The following is an 18,890-nucleotide window of genomic DNA, read 5'->3' as shown; positions in this document are numbered from 1 at the left end:
TGGTGATCGCCCCGGAACCCACGTCGACGGAGGTCCTCCCGTGGCCCGCATCCCCCTCGTCGCCCCGCGTGACGCCGGCCTGCTCGGCCGGCTCGCCTACCGGTACGCCCGCCGCCGCTTCGGCGACGTCCCCGAGCCGTTCGCGGCCCTTCGCCACCACCCCGGGCTGTTCTGGTCGTCGGCGGTCGCCGAGTCGCTGGTCGAGAGGGCGGCCACGGTCCTCCCGGCACGGCTTCGCGACCTCGCGGTCTACCGCACGGCCACCCGCGTCGGGTGCTCGTGGTGCGTCGACTTCGGCGAGATGCTCTGGATCCGCCGCGGCCTCGACGCCGACCACCTGCGCCGCGCGGCCGCCGACGACGCCCCCGACGACCCCGGGTTCGACGCCGACGAGCGCGCCGTCCTGGCCTACGCCGACGCCGTGACGGCCCAGCCGCCGACGGTCGGCGACGCCCAGGTCGCCGACCTCGACGCGCGCCTCGGCCACGCGGGGCTCGTCGAGCTGACCCACCTCGTGGCGCTGGAGAACCAGCGCGCCCGGTTCAACGCGGCCCTCGGGCTGCACGCGCAGGGATTCGCGGCGTCGTGCGCGGTGCCTTCTCGGGGGTGAGCACCGCGTGGACCGCGCGGGCACGTCCGTCCGCGACGGTCAGGACGACGACGATCGGCGCCGGTGACGCCGGCACGAGCAGCCCGGCCTCGCCGTTGACCTGGACCGCCGCCGCGCCGGCCAGCACCTCGGGTCCGGCCTCCTGGACGAGGGCGACGAGCAGGCGCGCGACCTTGTCGGCGCCCCGCACGACGCGCCGCGCGGCCTTGACGATCCCACCGCCGTCGGTGTGCAGGGCCGCCTCCGGGTGCAGCAGCGCGACGAGGGCGGGCACGTCGGCGGCGGCGAGGGCGGCGACGACGGCGTCGAGCACCCGACGCTGCTCGGGCTCCGGCGCGGGCTCGGGCAGCTCACCGTCCGCCGCCGCGGCGCGCACCGCCCGCCGGGCCCGGGAGGCGAGCTGGCGGGCCGCGGTCGGCGTGCAGTCGAGGACGCCGGCGACCTCGTCGAACCCGAGTCCGGCCGTGTCGTGCAGCACGAGGGCCACGCGCTGGTCGGGGGAGAGGCGCTCGAGCACCAGCAGGGCGGCGATCCGCACGTCCTGCGCGGCGACGACGGCGTCGAGGACGTCGTCGGGCCCGGACGTCACCAGCGGCTCCGGGAGCCACGGGCCGACGTAGCGTTCCCGGCGCGCGGGCGCCGAACGCACCTGGTCGAGGCACAGCCGCCCGACGGTCGTGGTCAGCCACGCGCGAATGTCGCGCACCGCCGCCCGCCCCTCGGCGCCGAGGCGGTCCCAGCGCAGCCACGCGTCCTGGACGGCGTCCTCGGCGTCGGCCCGCGAGCCGGTGAGGCGGTACGCGACGGCCAGCAGGTGGGCGCGGTGCTCGGCGAGCGGGTCGACGCTCATGCGCCCAGCATCGCGCGCGCGAGCGTGTGGCGATACGGACACTCAACGTCTGCGATGGCCCACCGCTGACACGGGCGGGACCAACGCCCTGCGCTGGACGGTCGTCCCCCGAGGAGCAGGCGACCTAGGGTGGGAGACCGTTCGGTCGTTCTTCACCCGCACCACGCTCGTCGGACGGGCGCAACGGGCACCGGGTGGTTTGATCGTCCCGCATAGCCGAGCGGGCGCACGGAGGGGTGCATGGATCCGGTCCTCATCGTCGTCGTGGTCGCCGCCGTGCTGCTGGTCGTCGGCGTCGTCCTGGTCGTCGTCGCCCGCAACCGGTCCCGGTCGCGACGGGCGGCGCTGCGCAGCCAGTTCGGCGACGAGTACGAGCGCGTCGTCGGGGAGTACGGGCAGCGCGACGGCGAGCGGGAGTTGCGCGCCCGGCTCAAGCGGCGCCGCGAGCTGGACGTCCGCGAGCTCGACGGCGCCGAGCGCGACCGGTTCGGCCAGGCGTGGGAGCAGGCGCAGTCCGCGTTCGTCGAGCAGCCGTCGACGGGCCTGCGGGACGCCGACCTGCTGGTCCAGCAGGTGATGCGCGAGCGCGGCTATCCGACCGAGCGCTTCGAGGAGCGCGCCAAGATGATCTCGGTGGACCACCCCGACCTCGTCGAGCGCTACCGCTCGGCCCACCGCACCTCGACAGAGGTGGAGAGCGGCTCTGCGGGCACCGAGGACATGCGCCAGGCCATGGTCGACCACCGCTACCTCTTCGACGCCCTGCTCGGCGGCGGCGACGCGAACCGCACCCGACGGCTGTGAGCGCGCCCGGGCCGGCCCGGGTCCTGCAGGGCCGCTACGAGCTGCGGGAGCTGATCGGGCGCGGCGGGATGGCCGAGGTCCACCGCGCGGTCGACCTCGAGCTGGGCCGCGCGGTGGCGGTGAAGCTGCTGCCCGCCGAGCACCGCGGCGACGCCGAGTTCGGCGGGCGCCTGCGCGACGAGGCCCGGGCGGCGGCCGCGATCGACCACCCGAACGTCGTCGCGGTGCACGACGTGGGGTTCGCCGACGGTGGCGAGGTCTTCGTCGTCATGGAGTGCGTCCACGGCCGCACGCTGCGCCAGGAGCTGCAGGCCCGGGGCCGGCTCGACCCGGGGGAGGCGACGGCGGTGCTCGGGCCCGTGTGCGACGCGCTCGCCGCGGCGCACGACCGCGGGATCGTCCACCGCGACGTCAACCCGGGCAACATCATGCGCTGCCACGACGGCACCGTGAAGCTCATGGACTTCGGCATCGCCCGCGTGGCCGACGTCGAGGGCTTCACCGGCACCGGGGTCGTCATGGGCACCGCGGCCTACCTCTCGCCCGAGCAGGTGCGCTGCGACCCGCTCGACGGGCGCTCCGACGTGTACGCCGTGGGCTGCACGCTCTACGAGCTGCTCACCGGGCAGACGCCGTTCCGCGGGCCGAGCTCGGTGGAGGTGGCGTCCCAGCGCCTGCGCGAGCCCCCGATCCCGCCGCGCCAGGTGCGCCCCGACCTCTCGCCCGACCTCGACGCGGTCGTGCTGCGCGCGCTGGCGCTCGAGCCCGCGATGCGCCACCACGACGCCCGCGAGCTGGCCGACGACCTGCGGCGCTTCGCCACGGCCGACGCCACGGCGCGCACCGAGGTGCTGGCCAGCGCGCGCTCGGGCGGATCCGGTGGGGGCGGCGGCGCCGTGCCGGCGACCCGGCCCCAGGACGTGCCCGACGAGGGCCCGGACCCGGGCGAGCGCAACCCGTGGTCGTGGGTGCGGGTCCTGGGCCTCGCGCTCGTCGTGCTCGCGGTGCTGGTGCTCGCGGTGGCCGGCGTCCTGCTGGCGATGCGCTGAGCGGCACCTCGCCGACCTTGTCGCCGACCTTGTCCCGGCGACACCCGACACCAGAGGATGGCCGCGGTCCGGGCCACCGGGCCGCCGGTCCACGGATCCCCGGGGAGGAGGCCGCCGTGTTGCGCCGTCGTTGAGCCGTCGCCGTGCCGCCCGGTCGGGCGGCCTTCCCACGGTCGCGGCGGCCGCCGGCACCCTCCTGACGGGTGCGCCCCGGCTCCGCCGTGATCGTTCACCGATCCACGGAGGAGACCCCGTGCCCGTTTCTGCTGCTCCCGCACCGTCCGAGGTGCTCGACGCGGTCGGCGCCGTCGTCGACGACACCGTCGCCCCGGCCGCCGCCGAGGTCGACCGCACCGGCGCCTATCCGCGCGCCGACGTCGAGGCCCTGGCCCGGGTCGGCGCGCTGGGGGTGCTCAGCGGGCCCGACGTCGGCGGCGCCGGCGGCACCCTCGCCGACGTCATCGGCGTCCTCGAGACGATCGCCCGCGCCGACGCCTCCACCGCGATGGTGGTCCTGATGCACTACGCCGCGGTCGCGGTGATCGAGGCGCACGGCCAGGAGCCGGTCCGGCGCGAGATCGCCCAGGGCCGGCACCTGAGCACGCTGGCGCTCTCCGAGCGCGGCTCCCGCAGCCACTTCTGGGCGCCGGTGAGCACGGCGACGGCGGCCGAGGACGGTGTCCGCCTCGACGCGGCGAAGAGCTGGGTGACCTCGGCGGGCGAGGCGGACAGCTACGTCTGGTCCAGCCGGCCGGTCGCCGCGGCGGGCCCGATGACGCTGTGGCTGGTGCCGGCCGGCACGCCCGGGATCGCGGTGACGGGGACGTTCGACGGCTTCGGCCTGCGCGGCAACGCCTCGTCGCCCATGAGCGCCGACGGGGCGGTCGTCCCCGCGTCGGCCCGCCTCGCCGACGACGGCGGGGGCCTCGAGGTCGCGCTGAGCACCGCGCTGCCGACGTTCCTCGTCGGCAACGCGGCGGTCTCGTTGGGGTTGATGGAGGCGCTCGTCGACGAGGCCGCCGGACACCTCACCGCCAGCCGGCTCGAGCACCTCGACCAGACCCTGGCCGACCAGGCCCCGACCCGGCTCGAGTTCGCCGCCCTGCGTACCCGCGTCGACGCGACCCGCGCCTTCCTCGCCGACACCCTCGCGGCCCTGGACGCGGGACGACCGGACGCGACCCTGCGGGTGTTGCAGGTCAAGGCCGTGGCCGCCGAGGCGGCCGCGGAGGTCGCCGACGGGGTGATGCGCCTGTGCGGCGGCGCCGCGTTCCGCAAGGAGCTGGGCATCGAGCGCCGCTACCGCGACGCGCTGGCCGCCCGCGTGATGGCGCCGACGACGCCGGCGCTGCACGACTTCGTCGGCCGCGCCGCGCTGGGCCTGCCGCTGTTCGGGGGTGCGCGATGACGACGCTCATGGGCGGGGTCGCCTACGACCCGAAGGTCGTCACCATCTGGGACGGGTTCCGGCGCTGGTTGCGCGGGCAGGCCCTGGACTTCGACTACGTCCTGTACTCGCACTACGAGCGCCAGGTCGAGGACCTCGTCGCCGGCCACGTCCACGCCGCGTGGAACTCGCCGCTGGCGTGGGTGCGCAGCGCCCGGCTCGCCGCGGCGCGTGGACGGCGCGTGGAGTCCGCGGTCATGCGCGACACCGACCAGGACCTGACCTCGGTGGTGGTGGTGCGGGCCGACTCGCCGGCGCGCGATGTCGCCGACCTGGCCGGCGCGACGGTGGCGGTGGGTGCGGTCGACTCGCCGCAGTCCACGCTGATCCCGCTGTCCTTCCTGCGGGGCGAGGGGGTGCGCGACCTCGCCGTGCGCCGCTTCGACGTCGGCGTCGGCCTGCACGGCGACCACATCGGCGGCGAGCGGGATGCCGCGCGGGCGCTCGTGGCGGGCGAGGTCGACGCCGCCTGCATGATCGACGGCAACCACCTGCTGTTCGGCCAGGAGGGGACGCTGCCGGCCGGGACGACGCGTGTGCTGGCGCAGACCCCGGTCTACGACCACTGCACGATGGCGATCGTCGACACCGCCCCGCCCGAGGAGGCGGCCGAGTTCGTGCGGCTGCTCGGCACGATGTCCTACGCCGACCCCGAGGTCCGGCCGTTGCTCGACCTCGAGGGCCTCAAGCAGTGGGTGCCGGGACGGATGAGCGGTTTCGGTCCGCTCACCCGTGCGGTGGACGAGGTCGGCTTCTACGACGCGAGCGGCGGGGTGACCGCCGCGGAGTACGCGCCGTGACGGGCGAGCGCGCCCCGCTCGATCTGGGCTTCCTCTCCTTCGAGCGGGGCGCCCACCTGCTCGTCGCCCGGGCTCTGCGCGGGATCCCCATCGGCGGGCGGGTGCTGGTCACCGGCGGCGACCCGGCCCTGGGCGTGCACCTGCGCGCCTGGGCGCGGCAGCGGGGCCACGGGTTCACACCCGTCCCCGAGCGGTCCGCGACGTGGGAGCTCGTACGCGGGCCGTCGGAGCTCCAGCGGTGGCAGGGCGCGGAGCGGGCCGGCGGGCCGGGTGTCGACGGCATCGTCGATCGCCCCCCGGCCCGCTGGGGCCTCGCCGCCCGCGGGGCGCTGGTCGAGCCCGGAGGACCGGAGCCGCGCTTCGACATCGACCGCCGCGAGGTGGTGTGGGCCGATCTCGCGCCGCGGCTCTACGCCCACGCCGCGGCGGCGCAGTGGGACCCGGCGACCGCGGTCGACTGGGCCGCGGCGCCCGCCGAGCCCGTCCCGGCCGACGTCGAGGCCGCCGTCGTGCAGGTGATGACCTACCTCGTGGAGAACGAGCAGGCCGCGCTGGTGGTCCCGGCCGGGCTGCTCGCCCGCGTGCACCCCCACTTCCGCGAGGTCCAGCAGCTGCTGGCGGTGCAGGCCGCCGACGAGGCCCGCCACGTCGAGGTGTTCAGCCGCCGCGCGACGCTGCACGGCGGCCCGATGGGCACCTCGTCGGCGGGCGGGCGCTCGTCGCTGGCGTCGCTGCTCGCCGAGCCCGACTTCTCGCTGGCGTCGTTCCTGCTCTCCGTGCTGGGGGAGGGCAGCTTCCTGGCGCTGCTGGGTTTTCTCGAGCAGTACGCGCCGGACCCCGTCACCGCGCGCATCACGCACCTCGCCCGCGTCGACGAGGCCCGCCACGTCGCGTTCGGGGTGGCCCACCTCGAGCACCAGAGCAGCCTCGACCCGACCCTGCGCGGGGCCCTGCGCAGCGCGATCGAGCGCCGTCACGACGCCCTCGTCGACACCGCCGGGCTCAACGCGGACGTCTTCGACGCGCTGGTGCTGCTCGCCGCGGGCGGCTGGACGCCCGCAGCGATCGCCCGCGGCCACGCCCGGGTCCAGGAGCTCCAGCACGCGATGGACGACGGGCGGCGCCAGCGTCTCGCCCGCCTCGGCTTCCCTCCCGACGAGGCCGCCGAGCTCTCCGCCCTGCACACCCGCAACTTCATGTGAGGCCCTTTGCGCTTCGCGCTCGTGCGCGCTCGTCCGTGCCCGGGCACGGACGAGCGCGCACACGCGCGACAGCGCCAAGGGCCTCAGGGCCGGCCGAGGCGCTGCAGCGAGAGCCGGCCGTCCGCCGGGCCGGAGGATGTCCAGGCGCCCGACGCGACCGTCCACGTCCGCCCGTCGTAGGTGACGCTCTCGAGCGCGAGGCGCTCGGCGTGCGCGACCAGCCACGTGGCGATCGCCCAGCCGGTCTCGGTGGGCTGCTCGCCCGACAGCCGGGCGGTGCCCAGCTCGCGGGCCGCGAGGGTGGCGACGTCGTTCTCCGACGGGTCGGTCGCCGGGGTCGCCGGGAGATCCGTGCAGGTCCAGGACGCGGGCGCCTGGCCGAGCAGGGACACCGCGATGAGGCGGGCCTCGGGCTCGTGGTCGGCGTAGGCCTCGGGGAAGCCGCTGCGCTGCACGGCCTGGGCGGCCACGGTGATGTCCATGGTGGCCCAGCCGGGCACCTGCAGGAGTCCCTCGTAGAACATGGTGGTGCTGGTGACCGGGTCGAGGATCTCCTCCGGGGTGCCCCAGCCCTGGCTCGGGCGCTGCTGGAACAGGCCCAGCGAGTCCCGGTCGCCGTAACGCAGGTTGACGAGGCCCGACTCCTGGATGGCCGTCGCCACCGCGACCGTCACCGCGCGGTCGGGGACGCCGAGGCGTCGGCCGACCCCGACGATCGTCGCGGCGCTGTCGGCCTGCTCCGGGGTGAGCGACCACGTGGCGGGCAGGCCGGGGGAGTCGGGCGGGGCGGTGATCGTGCAGCGCCCCCGCGCCGTGGGCTCCCCGGCGAGGACCACGATCAGCGTGATCACCAGCGCGAGGACGGCGAGGACCGCGACCAGCGCCACGGCGAGGCGGGCCCGGTCGGCGAGCGGGCTGCTCAGGGCCGTCCCCCCTCGGCGCGCGACACCTCGGGGCCGGCCATCTCCGCCCGGTGCCGCGCCACGGCGTCGACGACGTCGCCGAGGAAGCGCGTCACGAGGGCGAGCTCGTCGGGGGAGTAGTCGGCGACGACGGCGTCGAGGCGCGTGGCGAGGGGGCCGAACCAGGCGCGTCCGACGTCCGCGCCGGCCGGGTCGTGGTGCAGCGTCACGCGCCGGCGGTCGACGTCGTCGCGGACGCGATGCACGTGACCGAGGCGCTCGAGCCGGTCGACCGCCGCGGTCGTCGCTCCCGAGGACAGGCCGACCTCCTCGCCGAGGCGCCCGGGCGTCAGCGCGGCGCCCGCCCGCTCGGCCCGCAGGACGGCGAGCAGCGCCTGGGCGTCGGTGCGGTGCAGGCCCTGCCCGGCGGCGAAGGCCTGGCCGAGCCGCCCGGCCTCGTCGCCGTAGTCCTGGAGCAGCTCGACCAGGTGCTCGCGCGCCTCCCGGCCCCCGTCGGTCACACCCTGCAGCTTAGCGGCGCGTCGGGTAATCTTCATCATCGAGAGGCTCGACCATGGAGGAGAAGATGACCGCGTCCGTGTCCACGCCGGCCGCCAGGGCCACCACCGCCGACCGTGTCCGGGCCGGCGCGCTCCTGGCGGGAGCGTTGCTGCAGGTGGTCGCCGGTGCCCTGGGCGGCTCGGGGGCGTTCGGGCTCTCGGTCGGTCAGGTGGCGCAGGAGAACACGACGGTCGTCATGCCCGTGCCGGCCGCGTTCTCGATCTGGGGCCTGATCTACGCGGGGCTGCTGCTGCTCGCGGTGCGGCAGGCGCTGCCGGGCCAGCCCGGGCGCGCGGTGCACCGGGCGACGGGCTGGTGGCTCGTCGCGTCGACGGTGCTCAACGCGGGGTGGATCCTCGTGTTCTCGGCGCAGGCGGTCGTCCTCGCGCAGGTCGTCATCGTCGCGCTGCTCGTGGTGCTGGCCGTCGCGCTCGCCCGGCTCACCGCACACCGGGCCGAGGGCGCGGCCGACCGGCTGATGCTCCACGGGCCCGTGGCCCTCTACGCGGGGTGGGTCAGCGTCGCGACCGTCGTCGGCGCCGCCACCACCGGCACGTTCCTCGGCGCCCCGGGCAGGGGCGGTGTCGCGACGGTGCTCGGCGCGCTGGTCCTGCTGGTCACCGGGGCGATCGCGGCCGCGGTGACCGCCCGCGGCGCCGGCGCGGTGGCCTACGCCGCGTCGGTGGTGTGGGCGCTCGGCGCGATCGTGGTGATGGGCCCGCCCCTGGCGGTCACCGTGGCGGCGCTCGTGGCCCTGCTGGCCGTGCTGGCCGTCGCCGTGCGCCGCGTGACCACGGCACCCCGCGGCACCCGCCTCGCCGCCGCCTTCGGCTGACCCCGCCTCCCGGCGCGCGCGGGGTGGACAGGGGTGGAGTGGCACACGGGGTGTGCCAGCAATGCGGCGTTGCTGGCGTTCAACGCCAGCAACGCCGCATCGATCACGGTAGGTCCTGGGTCCCCGGGGTACGTCCTGCGTGGTCAGCACCCGCAACGAGCACGTGGGGGGTCACGGCGCGATGAGGGTCGAGACGGTCGGCGACGGCGTGCACCTCGTGCGCGGGATGGCCGTGAACTGGGTGCTCGTCGCCGACGGCGACGCGGTGACCGTGATCGACGGCGGCTATCCCGGCGACGCCGATGCCCTCGAGACCTCGCTGGCCGCGATCGGGCGGGCGCCCGCGGACGTCGTCGCCGCGCTCGTGACCCACGCGCACGTCGACCACGTCGGCGGCCTCGCGCGCTTCGCCGCCCGCCACGGGACGCCGGTGCGCACGGGTCCGACCGAGGCCCGCCACACCCGCCGCGAGTTCCTCGAGCAGGCCGGCCCGTCCGACGTCGCCCGCAACGCCTGGCGCCCGCGTGTGCTCGCGTGGGCGGTGCACGCCGCGCGGGCCGGGGCGCTGCGCGCGGTGTGCATCCCCGACGCCGCCGGCGACGCCGTCCCCGGCGTCCCGCTCGACCTGCCCGGGCGCCCCGTCCCCGTCGCCACGCCGGGCCACACCAGCGGGCACACCGCCTACCTGCTGCCGGGGGCGGGAGCACTCGTGAGCGGCGACGCACTCGTGACCGGCCACCCGACCACCGCCCGCACCGGCCCGCAGCGCCTCCGCGCGTTCTTCGACCACGACACGGTCCGGGCGGATGCGGCCCTCGACGCGCTCGCCGGGCTCGACGCCGGGGTCCTCCTGCCCGGCCACGGCCCGCCATGGCCCGGCACGCCCGCCGAGGCGGTGGCCCTGGCCTCGGGGCCGCGCTCGTAGCGGGGGGCCACCCGGAGCTGGTGGACTGCCCGCCATGACCGATCGGGGGACACAGGACGTCGAGGACGTCGGCGCGCAGCAGCCGCGCCGGCGCTGGAGCATCGTCGGCCCGGGCATCGTCGTCGCGGCCACCGGTGTGGGTGCGGGCGACCTCGTCGCGACGCTCGTCGCCGGCGCCGAGTTCGGCTACGCGCTGCTGTGGGCGGTGGTGCTCGGCGTGGTCGTGAAGATCGCGCTGGCCGAGGCGACGGGGCGCTGGCACCTGGCCACCGGCTCGACGATCTTCGCGGGCTGGCGGTCGTTGGGGCCCTGGACGACGGTGTACTTCGTCGTCTACGTCGTGATCTGGGGCTTCGTGTACGGCGCGACGGCGATGACGTCGTCGGCCCTGCCGCTCGCCGCCCTCTTCGGCGGCTCGATCCCGGCCTGGGGCATCCCGTGCGGGCTGCTCGGGCTCGCCCTGGTGTGGTTCGGCTCGTACCGCCTCTTCGAGCGGATCATGACGGTGCTGGTCGGCGTCATGTTCGTCGTGGTGGTGGGGCTGGCGATCCTCGTGCTGCCCGACGTCCCTGCGATGCTGGCGGGGCTGCTGCCCAAGCTCCCGAGCGGTTCGGGGGTCTACACCCTCGGTCTCGTCGGCGGTGTCGGCGGGACGATCACGATGGCGGCGTACGGCTACTGGGTCAACGCCAAGGGCTGGCGCGACAGCTCCTGGATGCGGATCATGCGCCTCGACAACCGCGTCGCCTACATCACCACGGGCATCTTCGTGGCCGCGATGCTCGTGGTCGGCGCCGAGCTGCTCCACACCGCGAACATCGCGCTGGTGGACAGCGACCGCGGGCTGCTCGACCTCGACGCGGTCCTCGCCGAGCGCTTCGGCCCGGTGATCGCGACGCTGTTCCTCGTCGGCTTCTTCGCGACGTCGTTCTCGTCGCTGCTCGGCGTGTGGCAGGGCGTGAGCCTGCTGGTCACCGACTTCGTGCGCACCCGTCGCGAGGCGGTCGCGCGCACGCCCGACGAGCTCGCCGCGGCGGGCCAGCTCTCCGACGACGCGACCCGCAGCCTGCCGTACCGCGCCTATCTGCTGTGGCTGACCTTCCCACCGATGGTGCTGCTGTTCCTCGGGCGCCCGTTCGCCCTCGTCGTGGCCTACGGCGCGCTCGGGGCGTTCTTCATGCCGTTCCTGGCGATCACGCTGCTGTGGCTGCTCGGCGGGCGCCGCACGCCGCGGGAGTGGCGCAACGGGTGGCTCTCGACGACCCTGCTCGTCGGCGCGGCGCTGCTGTTCCTCGTGCTCTGCGCGACGGAGCTGGTGGACCTGTTCGCCTGACCACGTGCGTGATCTCCCGAGGTATGGCCGGGAAGATCACGCACATAGGGCGTCAGCCGAAGGTCAGGACCAGCCGGCCGCGCACACCGCCGGCCTCGAGGCGCCGGTGGGCCTCCGCAGCCTTCTCGGCGGGCACGGTGTCGGCGACGCGCATCGTCAGCACGCCCTCCTCGACCTGCCGGCGCAGCGCGTCGAGGCGCGCGTGGTCGGTCGCCACGTCGCGCACGAGCACCGGCGCCCAGGTGATCCCGCGATCCTCGGGCCCCCGGTAGCCGCGGACGGTGACGATCGTCCCGCCGTCGCGCACCGCGTCCATCAGCACGTCGCCCTGCACCGACCCGTCGACCAGCCCGTCGACCCCGCCGGGCTGGCTGTCGCGGATGCGGGCGGCCACGTCGTCGCCCCGGCGCACCACGACATCGGCGCCGAGCGCGCGCACGAGCTCCTCGTCGGCCTCGGAGGCGTCGGCGACGACGGTCAGCCGGTCGGCCTTCGCGAGCTGCACCACGGAGCCGCCCAGGGCGCCCGCGGCGCCCGTGACGGCCACCGTCTGCCCGGGCGCGAGCCCGAGCGTGTCCAGCGCCAGGCGCGCGGTCAGCCCGTTCATCGGCACCGTGGCGGCCTCGGCCGTCGAGGCGTCGGAGGGGATGCGCACCACCGAGCCTGCGGGCACCACGACGTACTCGCTGTACGCGCCGTGGCTGCCGTCGGGCACGACGATCGCCATCGCGGCGTCGCCCACGTGCAACTCGGTGTCGGTGCCCTCTCCGATCTCGTCGACCTCCCCCGCCGCGTCCATGCCCGGCACGTAGGGCGGCGGGTCCTTGCGCTGACGTTCGGCCCGCGCGCCGTTGCGCACGAGGGTGTCGGTCGGGTTCACCGCCGCGGCGCGCACCCGAAGCCGGACCTCGCCGGGCCCGGCGTGGGGTTCGGGCAGCTCGACGACCTCGAGGGCGTCGGGCCCTCCGTACTGGTTCACTCCGATGGCTCGCACGTTCCTGGCCTACCCGTGCGGGTAGACCGGGACGCGTGATCCGCCGTCGCTTCCGTGTCGTCGACAGCCCCCTCGGCCCGCTGACCCTCACGTGGGACGACGAGGCCGGCGCCGTCCGCGGGGTCCACGTCCACGACCAGCGCAGCCACGACCGCATCGGCTCCGATCCCGACCCGGCGTTCGGCGAGCCCGACGACGGCGCGTGCGCCGCGCTGGACGCCCTGGCCGGTGAGCTCGACGAGTACTTCGCCGGCACGCGCCGCACGTTCACGCTGCCCGTCGACCCGCCCGGCACGCCCTTCGCGCGCGAGGTGTGGGCGGCGCTGCGGGAGGTGCCCTACGGCGCGACGACCACCTACGGCGCGCTCGCCGCCGCCGTCGGACGGCCGCGGGCCGCGCAGGCGGTGGGCACGGCGAACGCTCGCAATCCGGTCAGCCTGCTCGTTCCCTGTCACAGGGTGCTGACGGCCGCGGGTCTTCCCTCGGGTGGGGGGCCCGGCGTCGCACGCAAGCGGTTGCTCCAGGAGTGGGAGCACGCCGGTGGCTCACAGCCCTTGACCCGTCGCTCCTCGTGAGTACATTCGGAGGTGTCGATGTGGCAGCGATCACACGAGGTGAAGGCTGATCGCGTCGCGCGACCGACCCAGTTGTATGACCGGGAAGAGGTGATGGATTGGACGCAGGGAGTACCCCGCACCGCATCACGAGGACCCGGTCGACCCGGCGCCGTACCGCGCCAGGGAGCTGATCAACACCAGACTCCACGCCGATGAGCGCATCTCAGCGGACGGCGGGACGACCGGGACCGTGCGGGTCCCGAGCTGACACTTCCTCCCAGATACGAGCCGGCGTCCCCGCGAAGGGGGCGCCGGCTCGTACGTGTCGGGAGTCGCTCAGTTCCAGTCGTAGAAGCCGCGTCCGGACTTCTGCCCGAGCTCGCCGCGCTCGACCTTGTCGCGCAGCAGCTGCGGCGGCGTGAAGCGGGGGCCGAGCTCGCGGGTCAGGTGCTCGGCGATCGCGAGGCGCACGTCGAGCCCGACGACGTCGGTCAGCCGCAGCGGGCCCATCGGCCAGCGGTAGCCCAGCTGCATCCCGGTGTCGATGTCCTCCGGGCTCGCCACGCCCTCCTCGACCATCCGGATCGCCTCGAGCCCCACGGTCAGGCCCAGCCGCGACGTCGCGAACCCGGGCGCGTCGTTGACGACGATCGCGGTCTTGCCCAGCGCGTCCACCCACTCCCGGGCGGCCTGGGTCGTCGCCTCGGAGGTGCCGGCGTGCACGACGAGCTCGACCAGCTTCTGCGCGGGCACCGGGTTGAAGAAGTGCATCCCGATGACGCGCTCGCCGGGCAGGTCGGCGGCGATGGCGCCGATCGAGAGCGACGACGTGTTCGACGCCAGCACCGCGTCGGGGCAGGCGCGGGCGGCGCCGCCCAGCACCGTCTGCTTGATGTCCACCCGCTCGGGCACGGCCTCGACCACCAGCGCGGTGTCGCCCGGCAGCGCCTCGACGCTGGTCGAGAGCGTCAGGCGGGCGAGCAGGTCGTCACCCGTCGTGCCCTCGGGCAGCTTGCCGCGCTGGGCGGCGCCGTCGAAGCCGGTCGCGACGGCCGTCCGGGCGGCCTCGCCGCGGGCGTCGTCGGCCTCCACCAGCGTGACGGGGGAGCCGGCGGTGAGCAGGACCTGGGCGATCCCCGCGCCCATCGTCCCACCCCCGACGACGGCAGCGGCCGGGCGTGCGTCCATGCGTGCGACCTCCAGGTGTGCGTGATCGGCCCGTGTCATAGCACGGCGGGGCCCGCCAGCGCCGCCGCCACGTGGTCGGGCAGGAGGACCGCGGTCCGCGCGACGAGCCCGAGGAACCGGTTGGTCAGCGCGTCGGGCTCGGCCCCGGTGTAGGCGACCAGCTCGCGCTCGACGCGCGGGGCCGGCCGCGCGATCGTGCCCGCGAACACCGGCGGCACGATCGCCGCGGGGACGAGCGAGGGCCCGATGCCGGCCGCGGTGAGCAGGGGCGCGGCCGCGGTCTGCTCGGTGCGCACGGCCACGCGCGGACGGAAGCCCTCGCGCCCGCACGCCTCGACCAGCACGTCGGCCAGGGCGTGGTCGGGCGCGTACTGCACCCACGGCACGGGCTCCAGGCGGCGGAGCGCGATCTCCCCGCCGACCGGGGCCATGACGTCGTCGGCGCCGAGGTTCGGCGGCAGCAGCACGACCATCTCCTCGTGGCCCAGGCTGCGCTGGCGGCCGCGCCATCCGGTGGGCACCGGGCCCACCCCGACGTCGGCCTGCCCGGCGGCGACCGCCGCGGACAGCGCGTCGCCGTGGCGGTGCTCGTAGAGGCGCACGGTGACGTCCGGGTTCTCCGCCCGCCACACCCGCAGCACGCCGGGCAGCAGGCCCAGGCTCACCGAGTGGACGCACGCGATGCGCAGCTCGCCGCCCTCGGACCCGGTGACGGCGCGGGCGGCGGCCCGCCCACGTTCGGCGGCGGTCACGGCCGCGCGGGCGTGGGGGAGCAGCGCGCGGCCCGTCGGGGTGAGCGAGACCGACCGCGGCAACCGGCTGAAGAGTGATCCGCCCAGCTCCTTCTCCAGCGTCGCGATCTGCTGCGAGAGGCCGGGCTGGGTGACGAACAGCTGGTCAGCGGCCCGGGTGAACGAGCCCTCGTCGACGACGGCGACGAAGTACTCGAGCTGGCGCAGCGTCGGCATCAGCTCATCTTATCGACCTGCGCTCTGACCTACTTCGACTTATCGGTGCTGGCCGCGAACCGTGGACGCCGAGGGATGAAGACCAGTCGTCCCCGTGTCGTCCCCGAGGAGCTCCCCGTGCCCCTGGCCCTGCTCGCCCTCGCTCTGGGCACCTTCGGCATCGGTACCACCGAGTTCGTGATCATGGGTCTGCTGCCCGAGGTCGCGGACGGTCTGGGCGTCGGCGTCGCCGAGGCCGGCCACCTCATCTCCGCCTACGCCGTCGGCGTCGTCGTCGGCGCGCCCCTGCTCGCCGGTGCGACCGTGCGCCTGCCCCGACGGCCGGTGCTGATCGCGCTCATGGGCGTCTTCGCGCTCGGCAACCTGCTCTCCGCGGTGGCCCCGGACATGGGCTCGCTGCTGGCCGTCCGCTTCCTCACCGGGCTGCCGCACGGCGCCTTCTTCGGGGCGGCGTCGGTGGCCGCGGCGGCCATGGTCTCCCGCGACCGGCGCGCCACCGCCGTCTCGCGGGTCTTCCTCGGCCTGACGATCGCCAACGTCGTCGGCGTGCCGCTGGGCACCCTGCTGGGGCAGGCGGCGGGCTGGCGCGCGACCTTCGCCGTCGTCGGGGTCATCGGCCTCGTCGCCGCGGGCGCCGTCGCGGCGTTCGTCCCCGCCGCGGCGCCCGCCGCGGCCCGGCGGGGCGCCCTGCGAGCCGAGGTCGCGACCCTGCGCCACCCGCAGGTCGTGCTCTCGCTCGCCGCGGTGATCTTCGGGTTCGGGGCGATGTTCGCCTGCTACAGCTACGTGGCGCCCATGCTCACCGAGGAGGGCGGCTTCTCCGCGGCGACGGTGACCGTGCTGCTCGCCGTGGTGGGGCTCGGCATGACCGCGGGCTCGGTGCTCGGCGGGCGCGCCGCCGACCGGGCCCCGCTGCCCACGCTCTACGGCTGCCTCGTCGCCCTCGCCGGCGTGCTGGTGAGCTTCGTGGTGACCGTGCACCACCCCGTGCTCGCGGTGCTGTCGCTGTTCGGGGCGGGCATGTTCTCGCTGGCCCTGGGCCCGGCGATCCAGACGCGCATCCTCGACCTCGTCGGGGACGCGCCGACGATGGCGTCGGCGGCGATCCAGTCGGCGTCGAACATCGCGAACTCGCTGGGTGCGTGGCTCGGCGGCATGGTCATCGCCGCGGGCCTGGGCTACCTGGCGCCGGCGCTGGTCGGCGCCGTGCTCGCGATCGTCGGCCTCGCCGTCCTCGCCCTCTCCGGCGGGCTCGAGGTCCGCGTCCGTCGGCGTGAGAGCGCGGCCGCCCTTGCCTGACTACGTGCGTGATCTTCTGCGCTATAGCTCGAAAGATCACGCACGTCACAGCGCCACCAGGAGCAGTACGGGCACGCTCACGACGGTCGTGACGAGCGCCGCGTCGCGGGCCAACGCGACACCGGTGTCGAAGCGCACCGCGTAGCCGAAGACGTTCTGCGCGGTGGGCAGCGCGGCGCTGACCACGACCGTGAGCAGCGCCGGCCCGTCCAGCCCGAAGGCCAGCCCCAGCAGCCAGGCCAGCAGCGGGTGCACCAGGTTCTTCAGCGCCACGACCGCGCCGAGGCACACCGGGTCGTCGTCGCGGCCGGGCCGCTGGGCGTGCGCCAGCGAGAGCCCGAACGCCAGCAGCATGGCCGGGACGGCGAGGTCGGCGAGCAGCTCGAGGGGCGCGAGCAGCCCCTCGGGCACCCTGACGCCCGCGACGTTGCACCCCAGCCCCGCCGCGGTCGCGAGCAGCAGCGGGTTGCGCAGCGGCGCCACGACCGCGCCCGCGAGCCCGGCCCGCTCCCCGCGCCGGCGGGCGGCGACCGCGTCCAGCAGCGTCGTGTACAGAGGCGTGAGCACGGCGAGCTGGAAGATCAGCGCGGGTGCGATCTCGGCGGCGCTCCCCAGGGCATAGGCCGCGATGGGCAGCCCCAGGTTGCCGGCGTTGAGGTAGCCGCTGGCCATCGACCCGACGACGGTCTCGCCGCGGGGCCGCCGTCGCAGCATCCCGACCGGCACGTAGAGCGCGCACACGGTGAGCGCCGCCAGCGCCGTCACCACGAGCCCGGTCGAGAGCACCCGGGCGACGTCGGCGCGCAGCAGGGTGACGAACAGCAGCGCCGGGGTGGCCACGAAGAACGCGGTGCGCGAGAGCACCTCGGTGGCCGCGTCGGGCAGCAGGCGCATCCGCCCGACCACGACGCCCACCGCCACGACGACGCCGATGACGAGGAAGCCCTCCAGCACCCCGCTCACCCGCCGATCACCGGACGAGCCTAGGAGAGCCCTCGTGCCCTACGGTCCCGTGACCATGGGCATCCTCGATCGCTTCCGGCTCGACGACCGCGTCGCCGTGGTCACCGGCGCCTCCTCCGGGCTCGGCGTCGTCTTCGCCACCGCGCTGGCCGAGGCCGGCGCCGACGTCGTGCTGGGGGCGCGGCGCACCGAGAAGCTCGAGCAGACGCGCCGGGCGGTCGAGGAGCGCGGGCGCCGCGTCGTGACCGTCGCCACCGACGTCGCGAAGCCCGAGGACTGCCGGGCGCTGGTCGACGCCGCGGTGGGCGAGTTCGGGCGCGTCGACGTGCTGGTCAACAACGCCGGGGTGGGCACCGCCGTCCCCGCGACCAAGGAGACCCCCGAGCAGTTCCGCGACGTCATCGACGTCAACCTCAACGGCTGCTACTGGATGGCCCAGGCCGCCGCCGCGCACATGGCGCCGGGCAGCAGCATCGTCAACGTGTCGAGCATCCTCGCGCTGACGACGGCGGGCCTCCCCCAGGCCGCGTACTCGGCGTCGAAGGCCGGGCTGATCGGGTTGACCCGCGACCTCGCCCAGCAGTGGACCCCGCGCAAGGGGATCCGCGTCAACGCCCTCGCGCCCGGCTTCTTCACCTCGGAGATGACCGACAGTTACACCGAGGGCTACCTCGACACGATGATGCCGCGGGTGCTCGCGGGCCGGATCGGCGATCCGGAGGAGCTCGCGGCGGCCCTCGTCTTCCTCGTCTCGGACGCCGGCTCGTACGTGACGGGCACGACCCTCACCGTCGACGGGGGCGTGACGACCACCTGAGCGGGTTCGCCGCGGCCCACCCGCCGGGTAGGCCCCGCCCATGGACGACACGCTCAGCGAGGAGCAGAAGGTGACCGCGCGGGCGGTGCTCGGGCGCGAGGGCCGCGGGTTCGCCGAGGAGATCGGGCTCGGGCGCACGAACAACCCCGCGAGCCTGTTCGGCCTGCTCGTGGCCGCGGTGCTCGTCGCCCCGCGCGGCGAGGCGGCGGGCCCGGCCCGCGCCGCGCACGAGGTGACCAACCGCTGGCACACGGCCGGTGACCTCGCCGCGGCGTCGGAGCAGGACGTCGCGAAGGAGCTCGGCGCGGCGGTGGAGGGCTTCGACCGCGACGACGACCGCGACGACAGCGCCTCCGACGACGCGGGGACGCTGATCGCGCTCGCCGCAACGTTGAGCGAGACGTGGGGCGGGGACCTGCGCACCCTCCGCGAGGAGGCCGGCCAGGACCCGGCGCGGGAGCGCGCGCTGCTCCTCGACCTGCCCGGGGTGGACGAGCGCGTCGCCGACGTGTTCCTGCGCGAGGTGCAGGTGCTGTGGGAGGAGGTCTCCCCGTTCGCCGACGACCGCGCCCTGCGCGCCGCCTCGGCCCTCGGGCTGGGGGAGTCGGCCGACGACCTCGCCCGTTACGGCGGGGGCGCGGAGAAGATCGGCCGCCTGGCCGGGGCGCTGGCGCGCATCGAGGTCGAGGGCTCCCACGACGAGGTCCGCCGGGCGGCCGCGTCCGCGTGACGACGGTCCTCGCCCGAGCCCATGTGAGCGATATTCACGGCGATAGCCGTGAATAT

General features: G+C 75.5%; 20 protein-coding genes. 13 read left to right on the top strand and 7 right to left on the bottom strand.

Annotation, left to right across the window (positions count from 1 at the left end; genetic code table 11):
* The first annotated feature begins 40 nt into the window (after positions 1–40).
* Positions 41–610: a carboxymuconolactone decarboxylase family protein gene (locus C8D89_RS09030; protein ID WP_116707735.1), complete on the top strand. Its 570-nt coding sequence runs from the start codon at positions 41–43 to the stop codon at positions 608–610.
* Here the strand turns inward: C8D89_RS09030 and sigJ are convergent.
* Positions 543–1,460: an RNA polymerase sigma factor SigJ gene (sigJ, locus tag C8D89_RS09025; protein WP_116707734.1), complete on the bottom strand. Its 918-nt coding sequence runs from the start codon at positions 1,458–1,460 to the stop codon at positions 543–545. The genes C8D89_RS09030 and sigJ overlap by 68 nt on opposite strands.
* 240 nt (positions 1,461–1,700) lie before the next feature.
* Here sigJ and C8D89_RS29110 point away from each other — a divergent pair, with 240 nt between their 5' ends.
* The 5 genes from C8D89_RS29110 to C8D89_RS09000 all read left to right on the top strand — a co-directional run bounded on the left by C8D89_RS29110 (position 1,701) and on the right by C8D89_RS09000 (position 6,762).
* Positions 1,701–2,264, top strand: a complete 564-nt coding sequence (locus C8D89_RS29110; RefSeq protein WP_116707733.1) for a hypothetical protein — start codon at positions 1,701–1,703, stop codon at positions 2,262–2,264.
* Entirely contained in the window at positions 2,261–3,313 is a 1,053-nt protein-coding gene (locus C8D89_RS28705; RefSeq protein ID WP_165825607.1) for a protein kinase domain-containing protein, read from the top strand. The genes C8D89_RS29110 and C8D89_RS28705 overlap by 4 nt, the downstream gene beginning before the upstream one ends.
* Positions 3,314–3,566: 253 nt before the next feature.
* Positions 3,567–4,721, top strand: a complete 1,155-nt coding sequence (locus C8D89_RS09010) for an acyl-CoA dehydrogenase family protein (protein WP_243417962.1) — start codon at positions 3,567–3,569, stop codon at positions 4,719–4,721.
* The gene (locus tag C8D89_RS09005) at positions 4,718–5,560 is read left to right on the top strand and encodes a phosphate/phosphite/phosphonate ABC transporter substrate-binding protein (protein ID WP_116707731.1); all 843 of its coding nucleotides are present in this window, start codon (positions 4,718–4,720) and stop codon (positions 5,558–5,560) included. The genes C8D89_RS09010 and C8D89_RS09005 overlap by 4 nt, the downstream gene beginning before the upstream one ends.
* Positions 5,557–6,762: a ferritin-like domain-containing protein gene (locus C8D89_RS09000; RefSeq protein WP_116707730.1), complete on the top strand. Its 1,206-nt coding sequence runs from the start codon at positions 5,557–5,559 to the stop codon at positions 6,760–6,762. Before C8D89_RS09005 ends, C8D89_RS09000 begins: the two co-directional genes overlap by 4 nt.
* 83 nt (positions 6,763–6,845) lie before the next feature.
* Here C8D89_RS09000 and C8D89_RS08995 read toward each other — a convergent pair whose 3' ends face one another.
* Together C8D89_RS08995 and C8D89_RS08990 are read right to left on the bottom strand one after the other, a co-directional pair.
* Positions 6,846–7,649: a hypothetical protein gene (locus C8D89_RS08995; protein ID WP_243417961.1), complete on the bottom strand. Its 804-nt coding sequence runs from the start codon at positions 7,647–7,649 to the stop codon at positions 6,846–6,848.
* Between the two features lie 32 nt (positions 7,650–7,681).
* A complete protein-coding gene (locus tag C8D89_RS08990; protein ID WP_243417960.1) occupies positions 7,682–8,185 on the bottom strand; it encodes a MarR family winged helix-turn-helix transcriptional regulator in 504 nt (167 codons plus the stop codon).
* A 65-nt stretch (positions 8,186–8,250) separates the two neighbouring features.
* Here C8D89_RS08990 and C8D89_RS08985 point away from each other — a divergent pair, with 65 nt between their 5' ends.
* The 3 genes from C8D89_RS08985 (at position 8,251) to C8D89_RS08975 (ending at position 11,318) form a co-directional block, all read left to right on the top strand.
* Entirely contained in the window at positions 8,251–9,060 is an 810-nt protein-coding gene (locus C8D89_RS08985) for a tryptophan-rich sensory protein (RefSeq protein ID WP_116707728.1), read from the top strand.
* Positions 9,061–9,241: 181 nt separating this feature from the next.
* The gene (locus C8D89_RS08980; protein ID WP_116707838.1) at positions 9,242–9,985 is read left to right on the top strand and encodes an MBL fold metallo-hydrolase; all 744 of its coding nucleotides are present in this window, start codon (positions 9,242–9,244) and stop codon (positions 9,983–9,985) included.
* Between the two features lie 34 nt (positions 9,986–10,019).
* Positions 10,020–11,318 (top strand): Nramp family divalent metal transporter, encoded by a 1,299-nt coding sequence (locus C8D89_RS08975; RefSeq protein ID WP_116707727.1) that lies wholly within the window; start codon positions 10,020–10,022, stop codon positions 11,316–11,318.
* Positions 11,319–11,370: 52 nt separating this feature from the next.
* Here C8D89_RS08975 and C8D89_RS08970 read toward each other — a convergent pair whose 3' ends face one another.
* On the bottom strand, positions 11,371–12,312 hold the full coding sequence (locus tag C8D89_RS08970) for an NADP-dependent oxidoreductase (RefSeq protein WP_116707726.1): 942 nt from the start codon (positions 12,310–12,312) through the stop codon (positions 11,371–11,373).
* Between the two features lie 35 nt (positions 12,313–12,347).
* Here C8D89_RS08970 and C8D89_RS08965 point away from each other — a divergent pair, with 35 nt between their 5' ends.
* Positions 12,348–12,887, top strand: coding sequence for a methylated-DNA--[protein]-cysteine S-methyltransferase (locus C8D89_RS08965; protein ID WP_116707725.1), 540 nt, complete (start codon positions 12,348–12,350; stop codon positions 12,885–12,887).
* Positions 12,888–13,205: 318 nt separating this feature from the next.
* Here the strand turns inward: C8D89_RS08965 and C8D89_RS08960 are convergent, their stop codons facing one another.
* Positions 13,206–14,057, bottom strand: a complete 852-nt coding sequence (locus C8D89_RS08960; protein WP_116707724.1) for a 3-hydroxyacyl-CoA dehydrogenase family protein — start codon at positions 14,055–14,057, stop codon at positions 13,206–13,208.
* 35 nt (positions 14,058–14,092) lie between these two features.
* On the bottom strand, positions 14,093–15,025 hold the full coding sequence (locus tag C8D89_RS08955; RefSeq protein ID WP_116707723.1) for a LysR family transcriptional regulator: 933 nt from the start codon (positions 15,023–15,025) through the stop codon (positions 14,093–14,095).
* Between the two features lie 117 nt (positions 15,026–15,142).
* Here C8D89_RS08955 and C8D89_RS08950 point away from each other — a divergent pair, with 117 nt between their 5' ends.
* Positions 15,143–16,324: an MFS transporter gene (locus C8D89_RS08950; protein WP_165825616.1), complete on the top strand. Its 1,182-nt coding sequence runs from the start codon at positions 15,143–15,145 to the stop codon at positions 16,322–16,324.
* Positions 16,325–16,369: 45 nt separating this feature from the next.
* Here C8D89_RS08950 and C8D89_RS08945 read toward each other — a convergent pair whose 3' ends face one another.
* Positions 16,370–17,287: an AEC family transporter gene (locus tag C8D89_RS08945; protein ID WP_116707722.1), complete on the bottom strand. Its 918-nt coding sequence runs from the start codon at positions 17,285–17,287 to the stop codon at positions 16,370–16,372.
* 55 nt (positions 17,288–17,342) lie between these two features.
* Between C8D89_RS08945 and C8D89_RS08940 the strand changes: the two genes are divergently transcribed.
* Complete coding sequence (locus C8D89_RS08940; protein WP_116707836.1) at positions 17,343–18,104, top strand: SDR family NAD(P)-dependent oxidoreductase; 762 nt, start codon at positions 17,343–17,345, stop codon at positions 18,102–18,104.
* A gap of 40 nt (positions 18,105–18,144) precedes the next feature.
* Entirely contained in the window at positions 18,145–18,834 is a 690-nt protein-coding gene (locus C8D89_RS08935; RefSeq protein ID WP_116707721.1) for a hypothetical protein, read from the top strand.
* Positions 18,835–18,890 lie beyond the last annotated feature (56 nt).

The organism is Actinomycetospora cinnamomea, from assembly GCF_003096675.1.
In the GTDB taxonomy this organism is placed as follows: Bacteria; Actinomycetota; Actinomycetes; order Mycobacteriales; family Pseudonocardiaceae; genus Actinomycetospora; species Actinomycetospora cinnamomea.
This window is presented reverse-complemented; position numbering and strand designations above follow the sequence as displayed.

Bases quoted from the DNA above. Each gene is read 5' to 3' on its own strand.
- C8D89_RS29110 (WP_116707733.1), top strand. From the start codon at position 1,701: ATGGATCCGGTCCTCATCGTCGTCGTGGTCGCCGCCGTGCTGCTGGTC.
- C8D89_RS08980 (WP_116707838.1), top strand. From the start codon at position 9,242: ATGAGGGTCGAGACGGTCGGCGACGGCGTGCACCTCGTGCGCGGGATG.
- C8D89_RS08940 (WP_116707836.1), top strand. From the start codon at position 17,343: ATGGGCATCCTCGATCGCTTCCGGCTCGACGACCGCGTCGCCGTGGTC.
- C8D89_RS08985 (WP_116707728.1), top strand. From the start codon at position 8,251: ATGACCGCGTCCGTGTCCACGCCGGCCGCCAGGGCCACCACCGCCGAC.
- C8D89_RS08960 (WP_116707724.1), bottom strand. From the start codon at position 14,057: ATGGACGCACGCCCGGCCGCTGCCGTCGTCGGGGGTGGGACGATGGGC.
- sigJ (WP_116707734.1), bottom strand. From the start codon at position 1,460: ATGAGCGTCGACCCGCTCGCCGAGCACCGCGCCCACCTGCTGGCCGTC.
- C8D89_RS08935 (WP_116707721.1), top strand. From the start codon at position 18,145: ATGGACGACACGCTCAGCGAGGAGCAGAAGGTGACCGCGCGGGCGGTG.
- C8D89_RS08955 (WP_116707723.1), bottom strand. From the start codon at position 15,025: ATGCCGACGCTGCGCCAGCTCGAGTACTTCGTCGCCGTCGTCGACGAG.
- C8D89_RS09005 (WP_116707731.1), top strand. From the start codon at position 4,718: ATGACGACGCTCATGGGCGGGGTCGCCTACGACCCGAAGGTCGTCACC.
- C8D89_RS08975 (WP_116707727.1), top strand. From the start codon at position 10,020: ATGACCGATCGGGGGACACAGGACGTCGAGGACGTCGGCGCGCAGCAG.